The following is a 25,341-nucleotide window of genomic DNA, read 5'->3' as shown; positions in this document are numbered from 1 at the left end:
ATAGTCTTATTTTATATAGGTATTTGATACTTTCACAGACAGATTATATACTATAAAGAAATCAGATACATAAGGAGAGATTATATGGATTTACATGATTTTTTAGAACATCTGAATTGCGGAAAAGCGGTGATTGGCAATTCAGAGCTGCACGAGTTTATGCACAAGGTCAGCGAGGAAGCAATGCAGATTACCTCCCGATTAAATGGACGTTACCATGAGCCGGAAGAAATAAGAGCCCTGTTTTCAGAGCTGATTGGAAAACCAGTTGACCCGTCTTTCCGATTATTTCCGCCGTTTTATTCTGATTGCGGGAAAAATATCACAGTCGGCAAAAATGTTTTTATCAATTCAGGATGCCATTTTCAAGACCAGGGAGGCATCACGATTGGAGACGGCACATTGATTGGTCATTGTGTTGTACTTGCAACATTAAATCACGATTTCTCACCGTCCAAACGAGGCACTTTGCACCCAGCTCCCATCGTTATTGGTAAAAATGTCTGGATAGGGGCAAACGCAACGATTGTTCCAGGCGTAACGATTGGAAATGGTTCCATTATTGCTGCAGGCGCAGTTGTTACAAAAGATGTGCCGGAAAATGTTGTTGTAGGCGGAGTACCCGCCAAAATAATAAAAACAGTTGTTACGGAGGATCTGCAATGAGTAAAAAGGTATTGATTATTTCTACCAGTCCCAGAAAAAATGGAAATTCTGAAATTTTAGCAGATGCATTTACACGTGGAGCAAAAGAGGCGGGAAATATCGTAGAAAAAATTTCTCTATATAATAAAACAATCGGTTTTTGTAAAGGATGTCTTTCCTGTCAAAAAACACAGCGTTGTATTATCCGCGATGATGTAAATGAGATTATTAAGAAAATGTTTTTGACCGATGTTATCGTATTTGCTACGCCTGTCTATTTTTATGAAATGTGCGGACAGATGAAAACTCTGCTTGACCGTTCTAATCCACTCTTTCCATCTAACTATATGTTTAGAGAGCTATACCTGTTAGCCACTGCCGCGGACACCGAAGAAACTGCTATGGACGGAGTTATCAAGGGATTACAGGGCTGGATCGATTGTTTTGAAAAAGTCCGCCTCGCCAAAACCATCTTCGCTGGCGGCGTTGGAGCAATCGGAGAAATCAAAGGACACGCGGCATTAAAAAATGCCTATGATATGGGCAGGAAGATCTGCTAAGGAGGAAACGAAAAATGAACGAACATTTAAAACTAGTCGAACAATGGGACAAAACATTCCCAATAAGCAATAAGGTCCATCACCATAAAGCAACATTTCATAACCGCTATGGCATCACTTTAGCAGCCGATTTATATGCCCCAAAGGATATAAACGGAACATTACCTGCTATTGCTGTCTGCGGTCCGTTTGGGGCGGTAAAGGAGCAGGCTGCCGGACTGTATGCACAGGAAATGGCGGAAAGAGGATTTTTTTCAATCGCTTTCGATCCGTCCTTCACCGGAGAAAGCGGCGGCTCTCCCCGATATATGGCTTCACCGGACATCAATACAGAGGACTTCCAGGCGGCAGTAGATTTTCTGTCTGTTCAAGAAAATGTGAACCCTGAAAAAATCGGTCTTATCGGTATATGCGGCTGGGGCGGAATGGCATTAAACGCAGCCGCAATCGACACACGCGTAAAAGCAACCGCCACTATGACTATGTACGATATGAGTCGGGTAAATGCGAACGGATATTTCGATGCAGAAGATAGCGAAGCGGCTCGCTACGAGAAGAAAAAGACATGGAATGCACAGAGGAGTATCGACTATAAAAACGGGGAGTATGCAAGAGGAGGCGGAGTTATCGATCCCTTGCCGGAGGATGCGCCATTTTTTGTGAAAGACTATTACGATTATTATAAAACAAGCAGAGGGTATCACGAACGCTCGCTTAATTCGAATGACGGCTGGAATATAACAGGCACAATGTCTTTTATGAATATGCCCATCTTACAGTATGCAAGCGAAATCCGCAGTGCAGTGCTTATTGTGCATGGCGAGAAAGCGCATTCCTGCTATTTCAGCAAAGACGCTTTCGCGAAACTAAAAGGGAATAACAAAGAACTACTGTTGATTCCAAATGCTGTTCATACAGATTTATACGACCGGACAGATATAATTCCATTTGACACGCTGACCACCTTTTTTCAGAAGTGGCTGTAACGCGCATCTGTCAGAATATCCAGATAGAAAAAGGAACAAAACGTCCGACGCAAAAGACTGCTGCCAGATAGACAAGCACAATGACATAGGCCACCCTGTCCCTGCCATGATACACAAGCGGCTTCATCTTTGTTCTGCCCTCACCGCCGCGGTAGCACCGCGCCTCCATCGCCATAGCCAGATCATTCGCCCGCCTGAATGCCGACACAAATAACGGCACCAAAATCGGCACCATCGCCTTTGCTCTCTGTAAAATGTTTCCACTCTCCAGATCAGCGCCCCTGGCAATCTGCGCTTTCATAATCTTGTCTGTCTCTTCCAGCAGAATCGGAATAAATCGAAGTGCGATAGACATCATCATTGCCACTTCATGTACCGGTACTTTGATTTTATTCAGAGGATAAAGAAGCTTTTCAATTCCATCTGTCAATGCATTCGGCGTCGTAGTAAACGTCATAATGGAGGAACCAGCGACCAGGTACATCAGGCGGATTGCCATAAACACAGACACCCTAAGTCCATTCTCTGTTATCTGAAAGATCCAGAATGACACAAGCGTTTCCCCGCCTTTATTTAAAAATAAATTCATCACAACCGTAAATAAAAGCAAAATTAGAATTGGCTTCAATCCCTTGACAATGAATTTCAAAGGCACCTTGCTCAGATATATGACCGTCCCCAAAAAAGCGGTGGCAATCACATAGCCCAGAAGACTGTTCTGAACAAATAAAGAAACCAAAAACAACAGGGTACAAACAATCTTTGCCCTTGGATCTAAACGGTGTATTACACTTTTGGCCGGATAATATTGTCCTATAGTAATATCCCTAATCATTGTCTCTCCCTCTTTAAGCTGTTTATAATTTCCTCTGCTGCCTCTTCCACTGTAGTTACATCTGTACTCACCTGGAATCCCCGCTTTTTTAAGTCATGCATGATATAGGTTACCTGAGGTGCGCAAAGACCTACCTGCTCCAGCTCCTGATAGTGGGAAAACACCTCTTTCGGTGAGCCGTCCAACATTTTTTCTCCTTGATTCATCACAATAATCCGTTCTACATACTTCGCAATATCTTCCATACTGTGGGAAACCAGTATGACAGTCATTCCCGTCTTTTTGTGCAGGCTTTCAATCTGATCCAATATCTCGTCCCTGCCCTTTGGATCCAGTCCCGCCGTGGGCTCATCCAACACAAGTACTTTCGGATGCATCGCCAGAACTCCCGCAATCGCCACACGGCGCTTCTGCCCTCCAGACAATTCAAAAGGAGACTGTCCGTAGCACTCTTCGGAAAGCCCTACCAGATGCAGTGCTTCTACAGCTTTTTTCTTACACTCTTCTGGAGAAAGCCCTTGATTTTTAGGCCCAAAGCAGACATCACTTAAAACATCTACCTCAAACAACTGGTGCTCCGGATACTGAAACACTAGCCCTACCTGGCTGCGCAGTTTCTTCAAATCGTATCCTTCCTCATAGATATTCTTTCCCTCATAGTACAGTCTGCCGGAGGTTGCTTTCACCAGACCGTTTAAATGTTGAATGAGTGTAGATTTCCCAGACCCCGTATGACCAATAATGCCTACAAACTGTCCCTTAGGAATTTCCAGATTGACGTTTTTCAGCGCATGCTGTTCATAGGCTGTCCCCGGACTATATACGTAACTGATCTCTTCTAATTTAATCGACATAATGCCTCCACCAGCTCTTCTTTCCTTAATATTCCTTTCGGCAATGCAATCCCTCGCTTACGCAGCATTTCTGCCAGCATCGTCACTTGGGGCACGTCCATCCTGATTTCTTTAAGCCGGTCAACCTGACTGAATACTTCCCTCGGAGTCCCATGCATCACAATATGGCCTCCATCCATCACAAATACCTCATCTGCGTCAATTACTTCTTCCATATAATGCGTGATCAGAATGACCGTTACATTTTTTTCCTTCCTCAATCTTTCTACTGTGCGGATCACTTCTTTTCTTCCGTTTGGATCCAACATGGCGGTCGGTTCATCCAGCACAATACACTTTGGCTCCATAGCAATCACCCCTGCGATTGCTACTCTTTGCTTCTGTCCTCCAGAAAGCTTATTTGGAGAATGGCTCCTGTATTTTATCATACCGACGGCCTTTAAGCTGTCCTCCACTCTCTGCCAGATTTCCTCTGAAGGCACACCCAAATTTTCAGGACCAAACCCTACATCTTCTTCCACAACCGTACCGATAATCTGGTTGTCTGGATTCTGGAACACCATACCCGCGCTCTGGCGTACATTCCACAGTTCCTTTGGATCTTTTGTGTCCTTACCGTCCACCCACACCGTACCTCCTGTCGGTACCAGTATCGCATTCAAATGCTTGGCAAGAGTAGATTTTCCAGAACCGTTATGCCCCAGAATCGCAACAAAAGAACCTTCAGAAATCCGCAGATCAATTCCATCGACTGCTCTGTTTAGACCTGTCACATTCCCATCTTCATCTCGTTTTTCATATTCATATACAAGCTTTTTCGCTTCTATCATTTCCATCGGCTTTTGTCTCCAAAGATTACACCAAATATTCTTATATCGTTCTCTATTGTACCGTCTCTTCTTTTTCTTTGCAAGGCTTCCTGTAAGTCAACCAGATTCCTGCACTGACAAGAACCAGGGCGGCAATATTCTGGATAGACACGATCTGTTCTCCCAAAAATATTGCTGAAAATAACACCCCGAATATCGGAATCGTAAATCCGTATATTGCAACCTGTCCCACCGGATTATATTTCAAAAGGATTGTCCATATACTAAATGAACCCGTAGAAAGGATAGACATATATAGCATCAGGCACACACTTTTAAAATCGCCGCCGCTTACTTCTCCTCCTAAAGCCATCCCCATGAGGATCAATACAAAACCTCCAAACAAAGTCTGATAGGCAGTGATTGTCATAACGCTCTCTCTGTCAGAAATCAGCTTCACCAGCACCGTACTGATCCCGTATGCCATACTGCACAGCAGCACCATTCCCTCCCCCATCATATGAAATCCGCCGGAAAGCGCACCCGGCGCGAGATTAATCACAACGACTCCACACAGTCCAAACAGGCAACCTGCCGTTTTCGTCCAAGTCATCTTTTCATTCTTCACGATAAAATGCGCCGCAATAATAGAAAAAAATGCATTTGAACCATTGATAATAGAGCCTTTTGTCCCAGTAGTATGCGCAAGCCCTACATAGAAACATACATACTGTATTGTCGTCTGAAGAAGCCCCTGGCGCAGAATATAAGGAAAAGAGGAACGTTTCATTGTCAAAATCCGCTTCTCCAGTATACATCCTATCAGAAATGTAAAAATACCAGACAGGAAAAACCGATACCCTGCAAAGAGAATCTGACTCCCCACCCCTTCTATTTCAAACCACTCATACCCTATCTTAATACAAGGAAAAGCACTTCCCCAAAGAGCGCAACAAAAAAGCGCCAGCAGGCATACACCTGCCGGCTGTGTCAGCTTTTTTCTCATTGTTTTTCTCCGTAAAAGTTACGCTTTCTGCGGTTCGTCATACTCCGTACCGAACGTCTCTACTGTTACTTTTTTCATTCTCTGTGTCTCTAACGGCTTATCATTGTAATCCGTTGCCGTATCTGCTATTTTATTTACCACGTCCATGCCTTCTGTTATCCTGCCAAATGCCGCATATGCTCCGTCAAGGTGCGGAGATTTCTTATGCATAATAAAAAACTGTGACCCCGCAGAATCTGGGTGCATTGCACGCGCCATAGAAAGGACCCCCTCATCATGGAGCAAATCATTTGCAAAGCCATTCTGAGAAAACTCTCCTTTGATTGTATATCCTGGGCCGCCCATACCGGTTCCGTCGGGACAGCCTCCCTGGATCATAAATCCGCTGATTACACGGTGAAAAATCAATCCGTCATAAAACCCTTTGTTTACCAGAGAAATAAAGTTTTTCACTGTATTCGGCGCGATTTCCGGATACAATTCTGCTTTCATAATATCTCCATTTTCCATTTCAAATGTCACTACTGGATTTGCCATATTCTTTTCCTCTTTTCTTTCATATATACTGCACATATTGTAACGAATTTCCCTTCTTTCGTCAATAAAATCCAATCAGTCCTCCCTTTTCTTCCCATCCCGTATTCCACAGCTCCTTTAGTGGAAGCATACTCTTCTGCCCATATGTAGCTACTGCGATCCACATCCTATTATCCCGTATTTCGTACCCATAGCACAAAAACCAATGCCATTCAAAATCTTTATACCTCTCGTCCTGATGCCGCAACATTAAATAGGGTACCGGATACCCCCGATCAATCTGCTGCTTGATGTAATGTTCTGCCTCTTCATCAGAATGTTCCCCTTCAAACGCCTCCATGTGCAACGTTTTGTTGCCTACATCTTTTAAATATGCCGCATATCCTTCTATAAACATGGAAGGCTTCTTCACTCCACCCACTCTTGGCTTTAAATAGGGTTTCATTTTCATCGCAAAGCGCACATACTCTTCCTTTGTAAGATGGTGTATATCAAACGGGTATAAGTTTGTCCATCCTTTATGTAAAGCGAAATAAATGCTACTGTCACATGCTGTCGCCGCAGCGCATCCTCCCATATACATAACTACATTGTGAAACCATGCCTGACTGCCTCCGACTGCCCCGTCTATCGTAAAATATTCCAATACCTTTTCCATCCTGTTTTCTTCACCTCTTCCTCCTGTTATTTTCCTTTTAAACCGTCTGCGTTTTTGCGCGCCGATACTATGCTTGTATAAAAGACCACTCCAAGTATAATGCCGCCTCCAATCAACTCTCTCGCTGTCGGCGCTTCCTTTAAAAACAGAAACGCTGCCACAATGCCGTAAACCGACTCCAAACCGGATACAATTCCTGCCGTCTGGACTTTTACATATTTCAGGCTTTCAATGTACAATGTATGCGCCACTGCCGTAAATAAAACTCCCAGCAAAAGCAAAAGTAAAAACTCCTTTCCCTGCGCCTTCTCCTTGTTGAAGAATAACACTGGAAGCAGAAGGATACTCGCCGTCGCCTGTTCATAAAACGCCGTCAGTATACTGGAATACTTCTCCATACATTTTCGGTTCATCAAAGAAAGTACCGCATAGCTTAAGCTCCCCGCCATCCCCCAGAGAATTCCCTGCGTCATAGAATTTCCAAGCTCAAACCGAGGTACAATGATCCCCACTCCCGCAAGCATCACTACCGCTGACAGTACGTTGCCTGCTCTCAATTTTTCTTTAAATAGTATCGGTTCTAAAAACGTTACAAAAAGCGGAAATGTAGAAAATGTCAGTGTTCCCACTGCAACTGTGGCACTTTGTATAGACTGCATAAAAGTCGTCCAGTGTACAGCAAGCACAGCTCCTGCCGCAATCAAAAATAAATAATCCCTTCTGCATCTCAATTTCAAACTGTCTTTTTTCACTTTTAAAAGAATCAGAAGAAAAAGACATGAAAACAGAACACGCCACAATACAATCACTATGGAGGGAAGATGCAGCCATTTTGCAAAAAGTCCTGCAAGTCCCATAAGAAGCACTGCTGTATGTAAGGTAATCAATCCGGTCTTTTCTCTTGTCATTTCTTATTCCTTCTTATATTCAGATTCCAATAGATTCTGTAAAAAGAATAACATAGGGGAATGACCTATGTAAATATATGATAAAAAGCGTATGAAACCTTACGCCTCATACGCCTTCGTATTTGAAAATGCTTTTTTTACTAATATAAACTCTGATTGATCCTTTTCAACTCTTCCCTGGATAATGGCACATAGCTAGTCGCAAGCACTGGCTGAAGTTCATCGTACACCTCATTTGCGAACTCTTCTATTTCCTCTTCTTTCATCCCAAAGTCCCTGAGTTTTTTGATTGGCCATATTTGATTTAACAGCTCCTTAAGCTCGGAAAGTGCTCTCTCTTTTTTACACTTAAGTATTTCTGACAGAATATCGCACAATCTGCTCATTTTTCCCTTTGCATTCTTTTCATAATATTTATCCAGGACAGCACAGAAAAACTGATAGTTGCTTTCCCCATGTGCTACATGGTATCTACCACTTAGCGGAAAAGCAAGAGCATGTACTGCACCGCACCCTGCATTGCCAAAAGATATTCCCGCATAATTACTTGCTCTTAAAATATCTGACTCCCACTTCTGCCTGCTTTCCTCTCCTTCCACCACTATTTTGTCAAACGCTTTTACAAGCAGTCTTATTGCATCAACTGAAAACAAATCAGTATAGGCATTTGATTTCGGTGACAAGAATGATTCTACTGCATGAACTAGTGCATCGATAGAACTATAGGCGAAAAAACGATATGGCAAGGTATGTATACACTGTGGGATTAAAACTGCTTTGTCCGCATAGAACGCATCAAAGGCCATTCTAACTTTTGTTTGTTTCTTTATAGATGAAATAATACAAGATCTTGTAACCTCACTTCCTGTTCCACAGGTAGTTGGTATAATAATTAATTCCTTTTCTTTTATAATTTTAGACGAGTCTAAAAAAATTTCTTCTGCACAGCGAAATGCCTTTAAGGCCAACAATTTCGCTATGTCTATCACTGTGCCCCCACCCACTGCAATAACTCTGCGATACTTCAGACTATGAGCTTTTTCTAGTACCGCATCAACCATTACGTCTGATGGTTCTCCTTCTCCGAAATCTTCCTGAAAAATCACTTGACACTCTAGATGAAAAGGTGCAATAAAAGGAGTATAAATAAATCTCTGCGTCAGTATTAAGTCATCCTTTTGTATCGGAAAATCTTTTATAAATCCCCCAAAGTCAGCATATTCATATATTTCCGGCGCTATTTTAAACTTTCCCATAATTGTCTCCTTCTTCTTTCCTGGCATTCCTTTATCCTTCAATATTTCGATTTCTAAGTGAAATCTTTTTTACAGTCTCTATGTATGATTCTGGTATCTCCTTTTTTTCTTTTCCAGATGCAAGAAGTATCAAATACTGTTCGCTCGTCCTTTCGATATTATCACTGGCAATCATCGCTTTTTCCATAGATATTCCAACTCCGATTGTTCCATGGTTTTCCATAAGCACTCCTGCGCTTGTACCTATTGCTCCCTTTACATTTTCTGCAAGTTCCAGAGAACCCGCGGGGGCAAACGGTGCGACCGGCACTTCACCGCCTAAATAAGATATACTTTCTACATCTATAATCGGTAATTTTGTTACTCCTTTAATGGAACTTACCAGAGTACCATATTTCGAATGAGAATGTACAATCGCCTTTACCTCCGGTCTCATTTCAAATATATAGCGGTGCATCACCGCCTCCACAGACGGCTTATACTTTCCCTCTACTATATTCCCTTCCATATCCAGAAGGCATAAATCCTCTTTTTTAAGTGTTGCATAAGAACGCGAGGAAGGTGTAATCACAAACATTTCCTTGTCTTGTACACGGGCACTTATATTCCCGGCAGTACCGAGTGCATATCCTTTTTCAACCATTGTCCTTACACCCCACATCACATCCTCTTTCGCCTGTTCAATTGTATCATACATAGTCTTTTACCTCCCATCTTCTCATCAATTTTTTTCTTACTGTCTCCAGAGATTCTGTCTTTGCTTCCTGTAAAAATTTTTTATCCTGCGCTGTATTTAATATTGCTTTCAGCATGTCAATCTGAGCATCTCCTGACTTTAACGCCATACAGAATACAAACTGTGCAGGCACCTCATTTTCCGGGCTTTCCATATTCCGAAATAAAACAGGATCTTTCAGTCTTATTACACAAATTGCCGGAACTATTACATGAATAGAATCGGTATGAGGTATCGCAACCGGCACTTCTGTCATTAAGCCTGTCGGATAAATCTTTTCCCGTTCCATGCACCCTTGTAAAAAAGATTCCTTTACAAAATGCCTGTCATGAAGTTCTTTATATGCCGCCCGAACCGCCTCTTCCCATGACCCGGGATTATCCTCAATTATTAATATTTCGTTTATCATTTCTTCTTCCTCCGTCTTGTCAATGCGCTCTACAATATCCTCATAATTTTCCATCTAAACCAACCGTCTACTCATATATAATTGCATTTTTAATCCCCTGTTGGTTTGCATGTGCTTCAAGTGCATCAATCAGATTCTCCAGCCGATATTCCCCTGTAACAAAAATATCTTCCGGAATTTCATGGTGATTAATCATCTCGTTCGCCATCATCACATGCTTTGGTGTCGTATGGAAAAAAGCAGCAATCGTCAATCCTCCGTAATGCATCGTCTGCGTATCTATTGTTATCTTCGTACCCGGTTTGCAGCCTCCGAATAGATTGATATAGCCCCCTTTGCGGGCAATCATAATACAATTTTCCCATGCAGCAGGCTGACCTGTCGCATCAACGACTGCGTCCGCCCCTCGTTTCTGCGGAGTAAGATTTCGAATCATATGAACAATATCCATCTCCTGATTCAAGACTACCGTCGTATCAATTCCAAGTTTTCGTGAGACTTCCAGCCTGTCTTTCGAAAAATCAGCTTGTATAACATGAGCGCCCCTTCTTTTGATTATTAAGGCAATCATCAGACCTATTGGACCTGCTCCCATTACCACAACCGTATCTCCATAACTGAATTTTGTCATATCTGCTCCGTACATCGCACATGCCAGCGGTTCAGTCAATGCCGCTGCCTTATAACTGACATCATCTGGAATGTGGAATGTATTCTGCCGTACAACGGGTCCAGGAATGTAAACATATTCCGAATGACCTCCTTTAATCCGTACTCTATGTTCACAGCATCCATCATTCCTTCCTGTTTTGCAGTAGTAACATTCGCCGCACATCGCTGCACTGTGAGGAACAATCCTGTCACCCACTTCAAATCCTGTCACTTTACTCCCTTTTTTATGTACAATTCCTGCCGCTTCATGTCCAAAAGAAATCCCCGGCTTGTAGCTTGGATGCCCTCTTTTGTATGTCTTTACATCTGTTCCGCATGTCAACGACGCTTTTACTTTCATGATGATTGCATCTTCTTCCAATTCAAACATGGGACGTTCTTCTATCCTTACATCCCCTGGGCCATACCAGAGTGCCATTTTCATTGTTTCTTCCATATCTGCCAATCCTCCATTTCTCCTGTATTTACTTTATTTTTTGAATTTTATTCTCCCAGAGCACACATATGAACTTTACGGGACCGCGGACGGCAATAATCAAAATCAGCAAAATAGATGTCTCCACATCTGCCTGTTTGTATCCTACATTTTTTAATCACAAACGTCTGGCTCGCTCCCAACATCGTCGCTTTTAAATGTGCCGGTCCGTTTAACATAATAGACGGATCGTCAATAAATGCCTGGTTTGTTTCTGCCAACCGCAGATGCTCCGGTCCCGGATATCGATAATATCCATCATTGCTTGTCTGATTTGGAAATAACTTTTCTAAACCTTTGTTTAAATCCACCTGAAGAAACTCATCGCCTTTTATGTCAAAATCGTGTACCATCTCTTCAAAGAATACAGAACAAGTTGTATGTTCTGTCTGCACGGTTAGGATCCCTTCCACAATTTTTGTCTCTTCTATAAACTGATTCACTGCTTCTGTGATGTTAAAAAAAGTTATCTTTTTCCCTTTCGTCTGTAAACTCAGTTCTTTTGTTTTAACCGTCATATTTCCTCCTCCCCATACACCCTGCTTCCAAATTCTTCACGCGCTTTTAAAGCGCCTTCAAACAATTCCCTAATCTTTTCTTTCGGATTCTTTGCTAAGAAAATTCCCGAACTTGCCCCTGAGCCTTCTGATCCATTTTTAATCGCGTTGTATACATCTTCTGCGGTTCTGTTTCCGGCTCCCTGTAATACAATAATTCCTGGATGTATTTCTTTAATTGCCTCTTTTGTTTCTTGCATATATTTCACATCCGCTGTTTTTCCTGTGCCTATTAATTCCGTTTGTTCACATATAATCATCGTAGGTTTAAGCAGAGCTGTCATCCGCGCTTCCTGTACAGAGTCTGCCAAAACAATTGTATGCATCTGTAATTCTTTTGCACGGGAAACCGCTTTAATTAGCTGGCTCAGTGTCATAGGCCGTTCCGCGTGGTTAAGAAAGACTCCGTCAGCTCCAGCCTCTGCCAGTGATTCTGGCAACACATGCCCCATTCCTCTGCCGGTATGTATCGGATCCATTCCCTGTGCATTTAAAATAATATGCTTTGTCTCTGCTGCAATCTTACCCAGGTCAGCATACGGAGCACTAAACATAATAGACATATCATATTCTTCTGCAAGGTGATCCGCATATTCTGCAAGCTCCAAGAGTGCTGCTCCATACATATAAGATTTAGAATTGATACCGAATACAGGTGTTTTTATTATCTTTTTCATAACTGACTCCTATTTCCCTAAAAGATGATAATAATGCCGCAAAGCTGTTTTCATCCCTCTATCTCCGTCATCCAGCATATCCATCATATTTTGCGCATTTGACTCCCTTAGCTGTCTATAACCACTCATTGCAATATCTGTAAAAAGATTAATTTTACTGATCCCTAATTCGGCTGCCCTTTTTAAATTCTCATCCCCACTGGATGAACCTCCATGTAAAACGAGAGGAATGTTTACCACTGTTTTCAGTTCCTTCAACCTTTTGAAATTTAATTTCGGCGTTCCTTTGGCATATATTCCGTGTGCTGTACCGATAGATACAGCTACAGAATCTATACCTGTCCTATTTACAAACTCAACGCAATCTTTCACTTCCGTATACACTGAATCATTTTCTTCTTCGTTCTCATAATTCTTTCCAGAACCTACATGTCCAATTTCTGCCTCTACACAGACATTCTTTTCTTTTGCATAATGAACGATTTCCTGTGTTTTTTCTACATTTGTTTCAAAAGGATCACTAGAACCATCTATCATTACCGACGTAAATCCTAAATCAATGGCTTTTTTCACAAATTTAAGATCATATCCATGATCGATGTGAAGGCACACCGGAACTTCTGCTTTTTTAGCATAATACCTCCCTATCTCGGCAGCATCTTCCAGAGTCAGAAAATTTGTTTTCATATTTCCGCTATATGCCACGATAATCGGTCTGTGGAATTCTTCCGCTATTTCTATATATGCTTTCAGGCTATTCTGGTTAAAAAAGTCGGGGGACAAAACTGCATATGTAGATTTATCTGCCTGTCTTAACATTTCGTATGAATTCACTAACATATCTTCTCTCCTGATTTTAAAAATTTACACTGCTCCGAAAATTTTAGCGATGCCCACTACAATAATATCCACAATATTCGCCAGAGAAGCTCCCGTAACTTTTGTTCCCTCTGCGATCTCCATAACTCCTGCGGCGCTTATAAAAGTAGTTGCTATGTCCGCCATAAAATTCATAAAGAATACCAGAAGAACCATAAATATCGTTCCATTTACCAATCCTCGAAACAGATTTCCCTTGCTAATCATACAGGTCATCCCAGCATAATACGGAATGGACGCCAATATACCTACCGGGAAATACGTATTGCCCGGAATGATAAAAGCTATCGCAATTGTAATCGGAATCAACAGTAGCCCAAGAGTAATTACTGCTGGATCTCCAAGTCCAAATGCAGAATCACAGCCAAGCAAAATCTCTCTATCCTCTCCTAAATGTTTCACTACAAACTGTTTTGCAGCCTTACTTACTGGAGCAAGTCCTTCCATAAACAAGCTTACCATTCTTGGAAGAAGTACAATAACCGCTGAAATTCCTACTGCTACCTGTATCATAACTGCAGGTGTCTGTAACGTAATTACTGCCATAAAAAGCCCTACAATAAAACCTACAATAGCAGGATCGCCAAGTACTCCAAGTTTTTTGTTGATCCAGGATAAATTGATGTTAATTTTATTAATATGGGGGATCTTGTCCAATACTTTGTTTGTTACAAAAACTACCGGAATCGCCGCCAGAGTTGAACTTTTTGTTGTACAAGTTGTTCCCTCATATCCAAAATACTCCTGCCACCATGGAGCGATCTTATCCCCTACAAAATTAATAAATACCATAAGCGCCATCGCAAAAACAAAACTGATAATCACAGCCGGAGCACCTGATACACCTGCATTTCCCAGAATATAATATAAAATGGATGCCGACATCAGAATATGCCAGTAATTCCATATATCAATATTTAATGTTTTTATTACCTTTGCTTTAATCAAAACAAAATTAAGAATCAAACCGCCTGGTATAACCACTGCTGCAAACGGTGATGTCCATGCCGCTGCTGACAAGGTCTGCCAGCCTACATCAATCGTAGTAAAGCTGTGGGAGACGCCTGAACCTGCATAATAATCAATAATCGGTTGTATCGTTGTTGTCAGAAGAGAAATAACAAGTTTTAATCCCTGGAACCCGATACCAAAAAGTAATCCACTTTTAAACGCCTCAAAGAATTTCATTCTGAAAACCAATCCTAAAATAGTAACAATAATCGGTAAAAATGCAATCGCTCCAATATTCAAAATTTCTTGAATTATATTCGTTAAAATTTCCATATGAGCCCTCCTTTAATAAATCTCTTTTCCTTCGCCGTTCCTAGTTTCTAAATCTTTGAGGCAACCTCTTCCAGTAAATCTCCACACTTCTTTTTTACAGCTTCTTCTCCTATACCGGTAATTAAAGCTGTTACGCTCATGAGTGGTACCGGAAGTTCTTCTCGGTACATATTGGTTGTAAATACAATATCCACCTGGCTTGCCTTGGACATAACTTCACTCATATTACTTTTCTGTATCACAGCTTCAATTCCACGTTCTTCACAGATCTCACGCACTCCCTGTGCTGCAAGCGTCGACGTAGCGATGCCACTGCCACATGCAATCAAAATCTTAACTGGCCTTCCCTGCATATGCTCACCTCCTTTTTTATTTATTGTTCATTATTAAACTGACGTATTTCATAAAACTTAATCATATTGATAATATCCGTTTTATTCTCCGCTGCAAAAAGCAGTGTCTGTATCTCCCTATTTGCCATACAACGTACCATATGAAAAAAAACAGAGAGGTAACTATTTTCATCTGGAATACTTACTGCCAGTACGAATTTCACGGGATCATTTATATCATGTCCGAAATTTACAGGATTTTTTAATCTGATAAAACTAATTCCCAAACTTACCGCCCCGTCCCGCGGTGACGCGTGAGCGATTGCAACACCTGGTGCAAAAACAATATACGGTCCGTTTTTCCGAACCAATTCCACCATCCTTTCTGTATATTTATTTGAACAGTGCCCTACCTTCTCTAACATTCTCCCTGCCGCATAGATTGCTTCTTTCCAATCATTTACTATCAAGTCTAACGTCATCATCTCTTCGCAAAGCTCCCTATAAAACCATTGATTTCCCTGTATTTTTTCCGGCATTAGTTTATATTTTTGATTCAATCTATCTAGCTTTTCCTCGGAAGAAAAAAGTGCAACCGTATCATTTTCAGAAATAATTTTGTTATACTCTTCTACATAAGACAGAATCCTGCTGATTTCTTTCTTATGCTGTCTGTTCTTCTTTTTTTCTCTTATATGTTTATCTTTTATATAATTTTGGATTTTTATAATATCATTCTCATAAAGAAGCGGATTAATCTGAACAGCTATATCTAGTTCATCCTTTAGCGGCACTGTAGCTATCACCATATCTATATTGCTCCTATCGTATTTTTCTAGCTTATGTGCAGGAATTATGTCCTCAACATAGATATTAAAATTCTGTTTCAGTTTTACTTTTAGCAGCATCGCTGTGCAAAGTCCTGCCGGACATATAATCAGAGCAGACACTTCCTGTTTTTCTGCTTTGAGCAGTTCTAGAGCCGAAGCAATATGCATGACAATATACGAGATTTCGTCTTTTTCCATTTTCTTTCCTATCATCCGTTCAATATCTTTGATATTCTCCGCCACATGTTCAAATATTTCAGGATACATCTGTTCCAGTTCTTCACACAAAGGATTCTGTGTTTTGTAGTCATTATTTCTCAGATGATAGATCGTAGATTTAATATGTTCCATCAATGATTCATAGTTCTGGTATCCAATTCTGTCTTTGATGTCTAAACTCATACAGACTGTCCATACAAAAGAAGCAATAATCATTTGTGTTGTAACCATCTCTATATCAGTAGTAGAATCCTGACTAGAAATTTTAAAATTGTCCATGAATATCTCATTAAATCCCTGTACTTCTTCCTCTGTCACTTCCCCATCGTATCCGAACTCTTTCAAAACTTTCTGCAGTAACTCCAAAGCTGCCTGACTAAACTGATTTTCTGATGTCACTGGAGAAGAACCTGCTATATTCCCTTGTAAAATGCGAATCACTGTAATTAGAAGATATGTCTCAATTGCTTTAAATGAGGTGTCAAGGAGATCCAACTTATAGTCTGCTTCATATTGTAGAAGCGCCTGCCTGATATAAGCTCCCTCTATCTTCTCCTGCAGCACTTTCTCAATCAGCCAGGAATAGATCCCTTCTTCGTGTTTCAACCCTTTAAACAACTTGTAAGCTAGCCTGCGAATTTGTAGTTCGTCTCCGCAGATCCGATACCCCTTTTTTGTTCTTGCTTCCAGAATAATCCCTTCTTCTGCCAGCCTGTTCTTTATTTCAATAATTTCTTTTGTCATCGTACTTCTGGACACAAACAAGCGACCTGCAAGATAATCTGCTGTTGTATACTCTTCTTCGCAAATAATCATAATAATCGCTGCCATTCGTCTTTCTTCCGCTGATAATCGATATTGATAAAAATCACTATCTTTAGCAGCCTTTTGTACTTCTTTTTGAAATTTTTCACTGTCCCGTATATGAATAAACCCTTTGGAAATCACAATCAGTTCTTCTCCATCTGTCAGTTCTTGCAGTCTTTGAATATCATTCCTCAGTGTCCTTTCCGAAACCTGAAATTCTTCGGATAAATCTTTCATTGATATTTTGTCTTTCATTAGTAACTTAGTTAAAAGAACATCCTGCCTTTTTATCATTTCCTCACCTGTCTTTTAAAATCACCGAACTATTTCCTATACAATTAATATATCATAGACATATTGACACAAAAATATTAGGTCTTTTCCCATTTTTATCTACTTTTTGAAGTATTTTGTACTCTATTTTCCATACCTTATCGGGTAACGCCCGACATCCCGAAGGAAGTAAATTACGGTGTGCCCTTTAGGGTATACTCTGTCAGACAGAGCCTATCTTAATTTCTGGTTGATCTGTACATAATTTCTTATTTTTTTTGGTTACTGGTTACATTGTCCCTCCTGCCGGCACCGATTATACTAAGTACATAAGATAACGAAAAGTAAATTTTCAAGGAGGCTATACAAATGGCAAGTTTATCATTAAAAGGAATTCAAAAAATTTATCCTAACGGATTCCACGCAGTAAAAGATTTCAATCTGGATATTGAAGATAAGGAATTCATCATCTTTGTAGGACCTTCCGGATGTGGAAAATCCACAACATTACGTATGATTGCAGGTCTGGAAGATATTTCCGGCGGTACTTTAGAGATTGACGGAAAGGTAATGAATGATGTAGAGCCAAAAGATCGTGATATCGCAATGGTATTCCAGAACTACGCTCTGTATCCGCATATGACCGTATATGACAATATGGCTTTTGGTCTGAAGCTTCGTAAAGTGCCAAAGGCAGAAATCGATAAAAAAGTAAAAGAAGCAGCCAGAATTCTTGATTTGGAGAAACTGCTGGATCGTAAGCCAAAGGCCCTGTCCGGTGGTCAAAGACAGCGTGTTGCAATGGGACGTGCCATCGTTCGTAATCCGAAGGTATTCCTTATGGACGAGCCGCTTTCCAACCTGGATGCAAAGCTGAGAGTACAGATGCGTATCGAAATTTCCAAGCTGCATGAAAATTTAGGCGCGACAATTATCTACGTAACCCATGACCAGACAGAAGCTATGACGCTCGGCACAAGAATCGTCGTTATGAAGGACGGAGTTGTTCAGCAGGTAGATACACCTCAGAATCTCTACAATACACCTTGTAATCTTTTTGTTGCCGGATTTATCGGTTCTCCTCAGATGAACTTCTTAGATGCCGTTGTAAAAGTAAACGGTCAAGATGTCACATTGACAATCGGAGAGCACGTGCTGAAGGTTCCAGCTTCCAAAAAGCAGGCACTTATTGATGGTGGTTATGACGGAAAGACGGTTGTCCTGGGTATCCGTCCGGAGGACGTACACGATTCCGAAGCGTTTATCAGTAATTCTCCCGACAGTGTCATCAAATCTACTATTAAGGTATATGAACTTCTTGGTGCAGAGGTTTACCTGTATTTCGATGTAGAAGGAACACAGATGACTGCCCGCGTAAATCCGCGCACAACCTTAAGAACCGGAGATAAAGCGGTATTCGCCCTGGATATGGAAAAAATTCATCTTTTTGACAAGGAAACTGAATTGACGATTACAAACTAATCTATTACAATGAAGAATAGCAGCTTGTCTGACACACAGTGGCTATTTTATACGGCGGCATGACCGCATAGTTTATTACTTAGAATAACAAAAGGGCTGCACTTAAGGTGCAGCCTTTTCCAGCATTGCCGCGGTTACTCTGTGCAAAATTTCTGCTAAGAAAATCTATGATTCCCTGGCAATCATAAAATAAAGAGGTACGTTATGGAACAGACACCCAAGCTAAAACGAGCGCTGAATGAATTAAGAAGAATTACCGGTATTACTCTTGATGTAAACCTTTCTGCCGAAGATGATATAGAAGCGGTGTTAAATCAAATTCATTGTCTTGGCGCCGCCTATAAAGAAAAATATAACAAGACCGATTTTCTTCGCAGCCTTTTGACCGGCAAACTCCCTGTCTGCGACTTGTCAGATCGCGCAGCGCGGCTGCATATACAGGCAGAGGAACTGCGTGTTTTATTTCTGTTGGAAACAAAAACTTCCTATGAAGAAACTGTATTAGAAATTTTAAAAAATTTGTTCCCGTCTCAGTCAAAAACGTATCTGGTTCCAATAAATGCACAGAGTATTGCTGTTATAAAGCCTGTAAAGTCTGAAGACATCTCTGCAAAGGACTGTACCAGAAGTGCCAGGATGATTGTGGATACTTTGAATACGGAAGCATTGACGCATGTGCGTGTATCCTTTAGTTCGCTTATCCGCACATTATCCGATTTACCTGGAGCTTATGAGGAGACCTGCCTGGCACTGAAAGTTGGAAAGCTCTTTTTCTCAGAGCAAACTGTTTTCCCATATAATGAGCTTGGCGCCGGACGCTTAATTTACCAGCTTCCAGTACGCCTGTGTGAAAGCTTTTTAAGAGAAATCTTTGGAAATGAGATTCCACATACCTTTGATGAAGACACTGCTGTCACTATCAATAAATTTTTTCAAAACAATTTAAATATAGCGGAGACCTCCAGACAGCTTCACATGCATAGGAATACGTTGATCTATCGGTTGGATCAGGTGGAGAAACGAACTGGATTAGATATAAGAAAATTTGAAGACGCGATGACCTATAAAATTGCAATGATGGTCATCAATTATTTACAGACAGAAAGGAACCTTTGATTATGAATGATGCTATGTATGAACAGATTATTGCCCGTAAGCCTAAGTCTTACGATATGCTTATCCGAATCCTTATTGTACTTCTGATTGTTGTGATTCTCTTTTTCGGTATTCCTCTGATTGGAATGTTGGCTCTGCTTCCAGCGCTGATATTGGGATTTCTGGCTTACTATCTTATTTTTCCGCGTCTGAATGTAGAATTTGAATACGCTATCTTGAACCATGATATACAAATTGATGCGATTTATAGCAAAGCAAAGAGAAAGCCAAAGTTAAGCTTTGACATCCAGCAGGCTGAGATCATTGCTCCTTCAAAGTCACCGCGTTTAAATTCCTATCATGCGGAAAAAACATATGACTTTACTTCCGGAGAACCTAACGCTAAAACTTATGCAGTTATGATTTCTCTGGAGCAAAAAAATACATGTGTATTACTTGAGCCGGACGAAAAAATGCTGAATCACATGAAGCAGTGGATGGGAATGAAATTATTCTTAGATTAATTCTTTTATAAGATTAGGGTGTCAAAAGGTAACTTTTGATACTCTAATCTTTATAAATAAAAAACAGATGTCCTTTCCAGAACATCTGTTTTTTATTTCTCTCTGTTAAAATCCTCTGCTCTTATGTGGAACCAGTTTATTCCCCTGCCAGATATTTGCAGGCCGCCAGTCCTGCCACTGCTCCGTCCGCAGCCGCCGTTGTAAGCTGGCGCACTTCTTTTGTCCGGCAATCTCCCGCCGCGAAGACTCCCGTACAGGATGTCAAACAGTCCTCCGACGCCAGGATAAATCCATTCTCATCTAACTTTATCAGATCTTTGAACTTGTCATTCTGCGGTATTTGTCCGATCGCCACAAAAACACCGGATACCTCTATCTTGAACTCCTCCCCTGTTTTCTTGTTGTTCAGGATAAGCCCTTCCACCATTGTCTCTCCGACAATCTCTTTGACTGTGGCGCTTAGCACAAACTCCACATTCTCTTTTTCTTTCAAACGTTCTGCGAGGCTTTTTTCTCCTCGAAACTCATCTCGCCTGTGTATCAGATATACTTTTCTACAGTAATTTGACAAAAATTCGGCATCCTGCAAAGCAGTATTTCCTCCTCCGATCACTGCCACGTCTCTTCCTCGGAAAAATGCCCCGTCACAAGTTGCACAGTAGGATACTCCTGCCCCTACCAGCTTTTCTTCCTTCTCTATTCCTAAATGGCGGTGGGTCACTCCGGTAGCCAGAATCACAGAACGGCAAGGATACGCTTTTTCAGAAGTCTCAATGACAAACATTCCATCTTCCTTCTGTACACTATCTGCTTGTTCTACCACAGTTTCTGCTCCCAGTTTCATTGCCTGATCCAGCAGATTCATAGAGAATTCACTGCCGCTTACACTCGCAATTCCCGGGTAGTTTTCTACATTGGTAGAAGATACAATCTGACCTCCAAAATTTGTACCTTCTATGATAACCGTACGCTTTCCGGCGCGCTGTCCATAGATCGCCGCCGTCATTCCCGCTGTGCCTCCGCCTATAATTCCAATATCGTACATAAACTGCTGCCTCCTTTTCTTGCCCCTGCCTCATAACTGTGTACAATGATTTTACAATCTTTTACTTTTCCTGCTGTTCCTTCCTTGCGTATTCTCTGATATTCGACGCATTCGCCAGCTTCTTCACCTCATTGTCCTTCACAACAACCAGGGTAGGCGCCTGCATCACGCCATATTTTTTCACAAGATCTGTATGCTCCTCTGCATCTATTACCTCATAAGGTATCTGTGCCTTTTCAAGAGAACTTACTGCTATTTTACAGTTTGGACATGTCTTAGTCGTAAAAAGATATGTCCTTGTCTCTGTCTTGCCCATTTCTACTCCTGACGCCTGCACACTATTCTCTTCCTCTGCCGCTGCTCTTGTTTTTATTTTCATATGTGAATGGGTAATGTCATATACCTTACGCTCTTTAAATTCCTGTGTCTTTCCATCGTTCCAGTTCTTCACAGGACGGTAATAGCCCGTAATACGGCTGTATACCTCCGTCTCTTTTCCGCAGATCGGACATTTATACTGCTCACCTGACAAATATCCGTGGTTCTGGCAGATAGAATACGTCGGAGACATTGTATAATAGGGCAGTTTATAATTCTGAGCTATCTTTCTTACCAGAGATGCAGCCGCTTTCCAGTCCGGCAGTTTTTCACCTAAAAATGTATGGAATACCGTTCCGGACGTATATAAGGTCTGTAGTTCGTCCTGAATATCCAGCGCGGCAAACACATCCTCTGTATATCCCACCGGAAGATGAGAACTGTTTGTATAGTATGGTGTTCCGTTGCACTCTGCCGCTGTAATAATATCTTTAAACTGCTCCACATCATGCTTTGCAAGTCTGTATGTGGTTGATTCTGCCGGAGTTGCCTCCAGATTATATAAATCTCCATACATTTCCTGATAGTCTGAAAGCCGTTCCCGCATATGGTTCAATACATTCTTTGTAAATTCCTGTGTTTCCTCATGCGTCATATCTTTTCGTATCCACTTCGCATTTAAGCCCGCCTCGTTCATTCCGATCAGCCCGATTGTAGAGAAATGATTGTCAAAGGAGCCAAGATAACGTTTTGTATACGGATACAACCCTTCATCCAGAAGCTTTGATATAACAGTCCGTTTGATGTGCAGAGACCTTGCAGAAATATCCATCATGCGATCCAGTCTCTTATAAAATTCTTCCTCATTCTCCGACAAATATGCAATTCTCGGCATATTAATTGTCACAACTCCTACAGAGCCGGTACTTTCCCCGCTTCCGAAGAAACCACCGGATTTTTTGCGGAGCTCGCGCAGATCCAGACGCAGACGGCAGCACATACTCCGCACGTCACTTGGTTTCATATCACTATTGATATAATTTGAAAAATAAGGAGTACCGTATTTTGCCGTCATTTCAAACAAGAGACGGTTATTTTCTGTATCCGACCAGTCAAAGTCGCTTGTGATGGAGTAAGTAGGAATCGGGTATTGGAATCCTCTTCCTTCCGCGTCTCCTTCTATCATCGTCTCAATAAATGCCTTGTTGATCATATCCATCTCTACTTTACAGTCGCCGTAAGTGAAGTCCTGATCTACTCCCCCTACAATTGCCGGAATATTTTTCAAATCCTCCGGTACCGTCCAGTCCAGCGTAATGTTGGAAAACGGCGCCTGTGTTCCCCAGCGTGATGGGATATTCACCCCGTAAATAAAGGACTCAATGCATTTCTTTACTTCCGGGTATGTCAGATGATCTGCCTTGACAAACGGCGCGAGATATGTGTCAAAAGAAGAAAATGCCTGCGCGCCCGCCCATTCATTCTGCATAATGCCGAGGAAATTTACCATCTGGTTACACAGAACACTTAAGTGCTTAGCCGGAGCAGACGTAATTCTCCCTGGAATACCTCCCAGTCCTTCCTGGATGAGCTGTTTTAGAGACCAGCCTGCACAGTATCCAGTCAGCATCGACAAATCATGGATATGGATATCCGCGTTTTTATGTGCTTTTCCGATCTCTTCATCATAAATTTCTGAAAGCCAGTAGTTCGCGGTGATCGCTCCGGAATTGCTTAAAATAAGCCCTCCGACAGAATACGTCACAGTAGAATTCTCTTTTACACGCCAGTCGGTTATTTTCACATAGCTGTCCACTATCTCTTTATAATCCAGCAGGGTAGAGTTTAAGTTTCTGATTTTTTCTCTCTGTTTTCTATATAAAATATAGCCTTTTGCCACATCTGCATAGCCCGCCTTAATCAGTACAGACTCTACGCTGTCCTGAATGTCCTCTACAGAGACCAGCTCCTCCTTTATCTTCGGCTCAAAATCCGCCGTCACTTTCAGCGCGAGTAAATCAATAATATCTTGATTGTACTGCTTTTCCTGCGCCTCAAATGCCTTGCGGATTGCTTCGCTGATTTTCACCAGATTAAATTCTGCAATCTTCCCATCCCTCTTTGTCACCTGATACATAGTTACGTTCCTTCTCCTTTCTTTTTATATCCTCCCAGCTGCACAATGGCAGGTATTTATCTTTCTCTCTTTTCCATAGTATACGGACAGTAAATGCCAGGCAGACTACTTTTGCCGGACACTGTACTCATTGTATCATTCATGGAAAATGGTGTCAACAAAAAACACCAATATCTAGTTTTTATTACTGCGTTTACACACTAGATATTGGTGTACTGTCATTTATTTCCTATATTATTACTCTATCCCGCGCAGTTCTGCGTTTGGTACATTTTTCCTGACAATTGCAAGCGCCTGTTCCATTATTTCTTTTGTATATCCCCTAAGTCCCGGCGCAATCAGATCACCCGAATCCTGAAATCCCTGGAGGTAGTATTTTTCCGCCCCTTTTATCCACCTTCCGATCGCGGCAAAATCTTCCCGCTTATGAAACTCTCTTACAACTGTCGTGCGAAATTCATACGGCACAGTACCTGTGAGCAGAAAATCTACGCTTTGCAGAATATTTTCTAAATGGTATCCCTCAATCCCAATTGTTAGTCCATATTTATCCGGCGCGTTCTTAATATCCATCGCCACATAATCTAACAGCCCTTCCTCTACCAGATGCTTTAGCAACGATACGTTGCTTCCATTTGTATCCAGCTTCACAAGATAACCTAGTTCCCGTATTTTACGGATACATGCTTCTATGTCCGTCCAAAGTAGCGGTTCCCCTCCTGTGATACATACTCCGTCCAGCACACCGCGCCGTTTATTCAGAAAGGCAAGAATTTCCTCCTCCGGTATATCCCTTTTCCCATCTACATGTGTAACCAGGGAAGCATTGTGGCAGAACGGGCAGCGGAAGTTGCAGCCGGCAGTAAAAAGTGTACAGGCTACCTTTCCAGGAAAGTCTAAAAGTGTCAGCTTCTGGATTCCCTGTATTCCCATCCTCATCCCTCCAATTTTTGTCTGAAATACGCCATCATAACAGGCATATATTCTTTCGTGTAACTGCTTAACGAGTAGCTTCCCTGGTTTAAGCACCAATCTGAAATCAGCGCCCGTTCACACAGGGAATAATATCTTACAATTTCGCTGACCGGTTTGTCCTGTCTGATTTCCCCTCTTCTCTGCCCCTCCTCGGTAATCTCTGTGATAAGACGGTAATATACCCGATTCTTATCCAGAAGATGTCGGTTTCCCTTTGCGGTAAGCTGTGTGGAATACAGAGAAGCAAGCAAGTCAATCGGCACCTTTTTCTCGATCATTTCATGTGCCTTTTCATTTAAGTACAACAGCTTGTCAAAGCTATTCATAGATGATTCCATCTTTCCTGCCAATTCTTCATAGAAATCATCTAATACGTTGGACAACGTCTCCAAAAGCTCATCCTTTGTACTGAAATAATAGTAAAAGGAGCCTTTTGACGTGCCTGACAATGCAATGATGTCATCCACTGTTGTCTGGTCATAGCCTTTCTCATAAAATAACTGCCATGCCGCAGATACTATTCTTGTTTTTATACTTTTCTTCGTGCTGTCTTTGTTCATC

General features: G+C 41.5%; 27 protein-coding genes. 6 read left to right on the top strand and 21 right to left on the bottom strand.

The features are described from left to right. Positions 1-84: 84 nt before the first annotated feature. The 3 genes from ACZ5C4_RS04545 to ACZ5C4_RS04535 are packed head-to-tail and all read left to right on the top strand — an operon-like array spanning position 85 to position 2,191. The gene (locus tag ACZ5C4_RS04545; protein WP_464519958.1) at positions 85-666 is read left to right on the top strand and encodes a sugar O-acetyltransferase; all 582 of its coding nucleotides are present in this window, start codon (positions 85-87) and stop codon (positions 664-666) included. After that, entirely contained in the window at positions 663-1,205 is a 543-nt protein-coding gene (locus ACZ5C4_RS04540; protein ID WP_464519957.1) for a flavodoxin family protein, read from the top strand. The genes ACZ5C4_RS04545 and ACZ5C4_RS04540 overlap by 4 nt, the downstream gene beginning before the upstream one ends. Positions 1,206-1,219: 14 nt before the next feature. Then, entirely contained in the window at positions 1,220-2,191 is a 972-nt protein-coding gene (locus tag ACZ5C4_RS04535; protein ID WP_464519956.1) for an alpha/beta hydrolase, read from the top strand. A gap of 10 nt (positions 2,192-2,201) precedes the next feature. Here ACZ5C4_RS04535 and ACZ5C4_RS04530 read toward each other — a convergent pair whose 3' ends face one another. From ACZ5C4_RS04530 to ACZ5C4_RS04450, 17 genes are all read right to left on the bottom strand, one after another. Then, positions 2,202-3,026: an energy-coupling factor transporter transmembrane component T family protein gene (locus ACZ5C4_RS04530; RefSeq protein WP_464519955.1), complete on the bottom strand. Its 825-nt coding sequence runs from the start codon at positions 3,024-3,026 to the stop codon at positions 2,202-2,204. Beyond that, the gene (locus tag ACZ5C4_RS04525) at positions 3,023-3,880 is read right to left on the bottom strand and encodes an energy-coupling factor transporter ATPase (protein ID WP_464519954.1); all 858 of its coding nucleotides are present in this window, start codon (positions 3,878-3,880) and stop codon (positions 3,023-3,025) included. The genes ACZ5C4_RS04530 and ACZ5C4_RS04525 overlap by 4 nt, the downstream gene beginning before the upstream one ends. After that, positions 3,865-4,716 (bottom strand): energy-coupling factor transporter ATPase, encoded by an 852-nt coding sequence (locus ACZ5C4_RS04520; protein ID WP_186875504.1) that lies wholly within the window; start codon positions 4,714-4,716, stop codon positions 3,865-3,867. Before ACZ5C4_RS04520 ends, ACZ5C4_RS04525 begins: the two co-directional genes overlap by 16 nt. Before the next feature lie 46 nt (positions 4,717-4,762). Continuing rightward, positions 4,763-5,695 carry a DMT family transporter gene (locus tag ACZ5C4_RS04515; protein ID WP_464519953.1) on the bottom strand — a complete coding sequence of 311 codons (933 nt, stop codon included), beginning with the start codon at positions 5,693-5,695 and terminating at the stop codon, positions 4,763-4,765. Positions 5,696-5,713: 18 nt separating this feature from the next. Continuing rightward, positions 5,714-6,232: a peptidylprolyl isomerase gene (locus ACZ5C4_RS04510; protein ID WP_464519952.1), complete on the bottom strand. Its 519-nt coding sequence runs from the start codon at positions 6,230-6,232 to the stop codon at positions 5,714-5,716. Positions 6,233-6,293: 61 nt separating this feature from the next. Then, positions 6,294-6,890 (bottom strand): hypothetical protein, encoded by a 597-nt coding sequence (locus ACZ5C4_RS04505; protein WP_464519951.1) that lies wholly within the window; start codon positions 6,888-6,890, stop codon positions 6,294-6,296. Positions 6,891-6,916: 26 nt separating this feature from the next. After that, complete coding sequence (locus tag ACZ5C4_RS04500) at positions 6,917-7,798, bottom strand: DMT family transporter (protein WP_464519950.1); 882 nt, start codon at positions 7,796-7,798, stop codon at positions 6,917-6,919. Positions 7,799-7,938: 140 nt separating this feature from the next. Continuing rightward, a complete protein-coding gene (locus ACZ5C4_RS04495; protein ID WP_464519949.1) occupies positions 7,939-9,054 on the bottom strand; it encodes an iron-containing alcohol dehydrogenase in 1,116 nt (371 codons plus the stop codon). 31 nt (positions 9,055-9,085) lie between these two features. After that, positions 9,086-9,751 (bottom strand): class II aldolase/adducin family protein, encoded by a 666-nt coding sequence (locus ACZ5C4_RS04490; protein WP_464519948.1) that lies wholly within the window; start codon positions 9,749-9,751, stop codon positions 9,086-9,088. Next, positions 9,744-10,253 carry a PTS sugar transporter subunit IIA gene (locus tag ACZ5C4_RS04485; RefSeq protein WP_243207090.1) on the bottom strand — a complete coding sequence of 170 codons (510 nt, stop codon included), beginning with the start codon at positions 10,251-10,253 and terminating at the stop codon, positions 9,744-9,746. Before ACZ5C4_RS04485 ends, ACZ5C4_RS04490 begins: the two co-directional genes overlap by 8 nt. Before the next feature lie 13 nt (positions 10,254-10,266). Next, positions 10,267-11,307: a zinc-dependent alcohol dehydrogenase gene (locus ACZ5C4_RS04480; protein WP_464519947.1), complete on the bottom strand. Its 1,041-nt coding sequence runs from the start codon at positions 11,305-11,307 to the stop codon at positions 10,267-10,269. A gap of 47 nt (positions 11,308-11,354) precedes the next feature. Further along, complete coding sequence (locus ACZ5C4_RS04475; protein WP_464519946.1) at positions 11,355-11,864, bottom strand: YjbQ family protein; 510 nt, start codon at positions 11,862-11,864, stop codon at positions 11,355-11,357. Then, complete coding sequence (locus ACZ5C4_RS04470; RefSeq protein ID WP_464519945.1) at positions 11,861-12,580, bottom strand: triose-phosphate isomerase; 720 nt, start codon at positions 12,578-12,580, stop codon at positions 11,861-11,863. Before ACZ5C4_RS04470 ends, ACZ5C4_RS04475 begins: the two co-directional genes overlap by 4 nt. Positions 12,581-12,589: 9 nt before the next feature. Next, positions 12,590-13,420: a class II fructose-bisphosphate aldolase gene (locus tag ACZ5C4_RS04465; RefSeq protein WP_464519944.1), complete on the bottom strand. Its 831-nt coding sequence runs from the start codon at positions 13,418-13,420 to the stop codon at positions 12,590-12,592. A 24-nt stretch (positions 13,421-13,444) separates the two neighbouring features. Beyond that, a complete protein-coding gene (locus ACZ5C4_RS04460; RefSeq protein ID WP_464519943.1) occupies positions 13,445-14,743 on the bottom strand; it encodes a PTS transporter subunit IIC in 1,299 nt (432 codons plus the stop codon). Positions 14,744-14,790: 47 nt separating this feature from the next. Next, positions 14,791-15,096, bottom strand: a complete 306-nt coding sequence (locus ACZ5C4_RS04455; protein ID WP_186875516.1) for a PTS sugar transporter subunit IIB — start codon at positions 15,094-15,096, stop codon at positions 14,791-14,793. A gap of 20 nt (positions 15,097-15,116) precedes the next feature. After that, a complete protein-coding gene (locus tag ACZ5C4_RS04450) occupies positions 15,117-17,225 on the bottom strand; it encodes a BglG family transcription antiterminator (RefSeq protein ID WP_464519942.1) in 2,109 nt (702 codons plus the stop codon). A gap of 348 nt (positions 17,226-17,573) precedes the next feature. Here ACZ5C4_RS04450 and ACZ5C4_RS04445 point away from each other — a divergent pair, with 348 nt between their 5' ends. The 3 genes from ACZ5C4_RS04445 (at position 17,574) to ACZ5C4_RS04435 (ending at position 20,305) form a co-directional block, all read left to right on the top strand. Continuing rightward, a complete protein-coding gene (locus ACZ5C4_RS04445) occupies positions 17,574-18,686 on the top strand; it encodes an ABC transporter ATP-binding protein (RefSeq protein ID WP_186875518.1) in 1,113 nt (370 codons plus the stop codon). 204 nt (positions 18,687-18,890) lie between these two features. Next, on the top strand, positions 18,891-19,802 hold the full coding sequence (locus tag ACZ5C4_RS04440) for a PucR family transcriptional regulator (RefSeq protein WP_464519941.1): 912 nt from the start codon (positions 18,891-18,893) through the stop codon (positions 19,800-19,802). Positions 19,803-19,804: 2 nt separating this feature from the next. After that, entirely contained in the window at positions 19,805-20,305 is a 501-nt protein-coding gene (locus ACZ5C4_RS04435; protein WP_464519940.1) for a DUF6106 family protein, read from the top strand. Positions 20,306-20,441: 136 nt separating this feature from the next. On the opposite strand, the gene trxB is transcribed toward ACZ5C4_RS04435, so the two are convergent. The 4 genes from trxB to ACZ5C4_RS04415 form a co-directional block, all read right to left on the bottom strand. Further along, positions 20,442-21,350 carry a thioredoxin-disulfide reductase gene (gene trxB, locus ACZ5C4_RS04430; protein WP_464519939.1) on the bottom strand — a complete coding sequence of 303 codons (909 nt, stop codon included), beginning with the start codon at positions 21,348-21,350 and terminating at the stop codon, positions 20,442-20,444. Between the two features lie 61 nt (positions 21,351-21,411). Next, positions 21,412-23,805, bottom strand: a complete 2,394-nt coding sequence (locus ACZ5C4_RS04425) for a ribonucleoside triphosphate reductase (RefSeq protein WP_464519938.1) — start codon at positions 23,803-23,805, stop codon at positions 21,412-21,414. A 237-nt stretch (positions 23,806-24,042) separates the two neighbouring features. Further along, a complete protein-coding gene (locus ACZ5C4_RS04420; RefSeq protein ID WP_464519937.1) occupies positions 24,043-24,738 on the bottom strand; it encodes an anaerobic ribonucleoside-triphosphate reductase activating protein in 696 nt (231 codons plus the stop codon). A 2-nt stretch (positions 24,739-24,740) separates the two neighbouring features. Next, on the bottom strand, positions 24,741-25,340 hold the full coding sequence (locus ACZ5C4_RS04415) for a TetR/AcrR family transcriptional regulator (RefSeq protein WP_464519936.1): 600 nt from the start codon (positions 25,338-25,340) through the stop codon (positions 24,741-24,743). Between the last annotated feature and the right edge of the window lies 1 nt (position 25,341).

Source organism: Mediterraneibacter flintii, from assembly GCF_055387595.1.
Note: the sequence above shows the minus strand (reverse complement) of the source record. Positions and strands in the feature narration are given on the sequence as shown.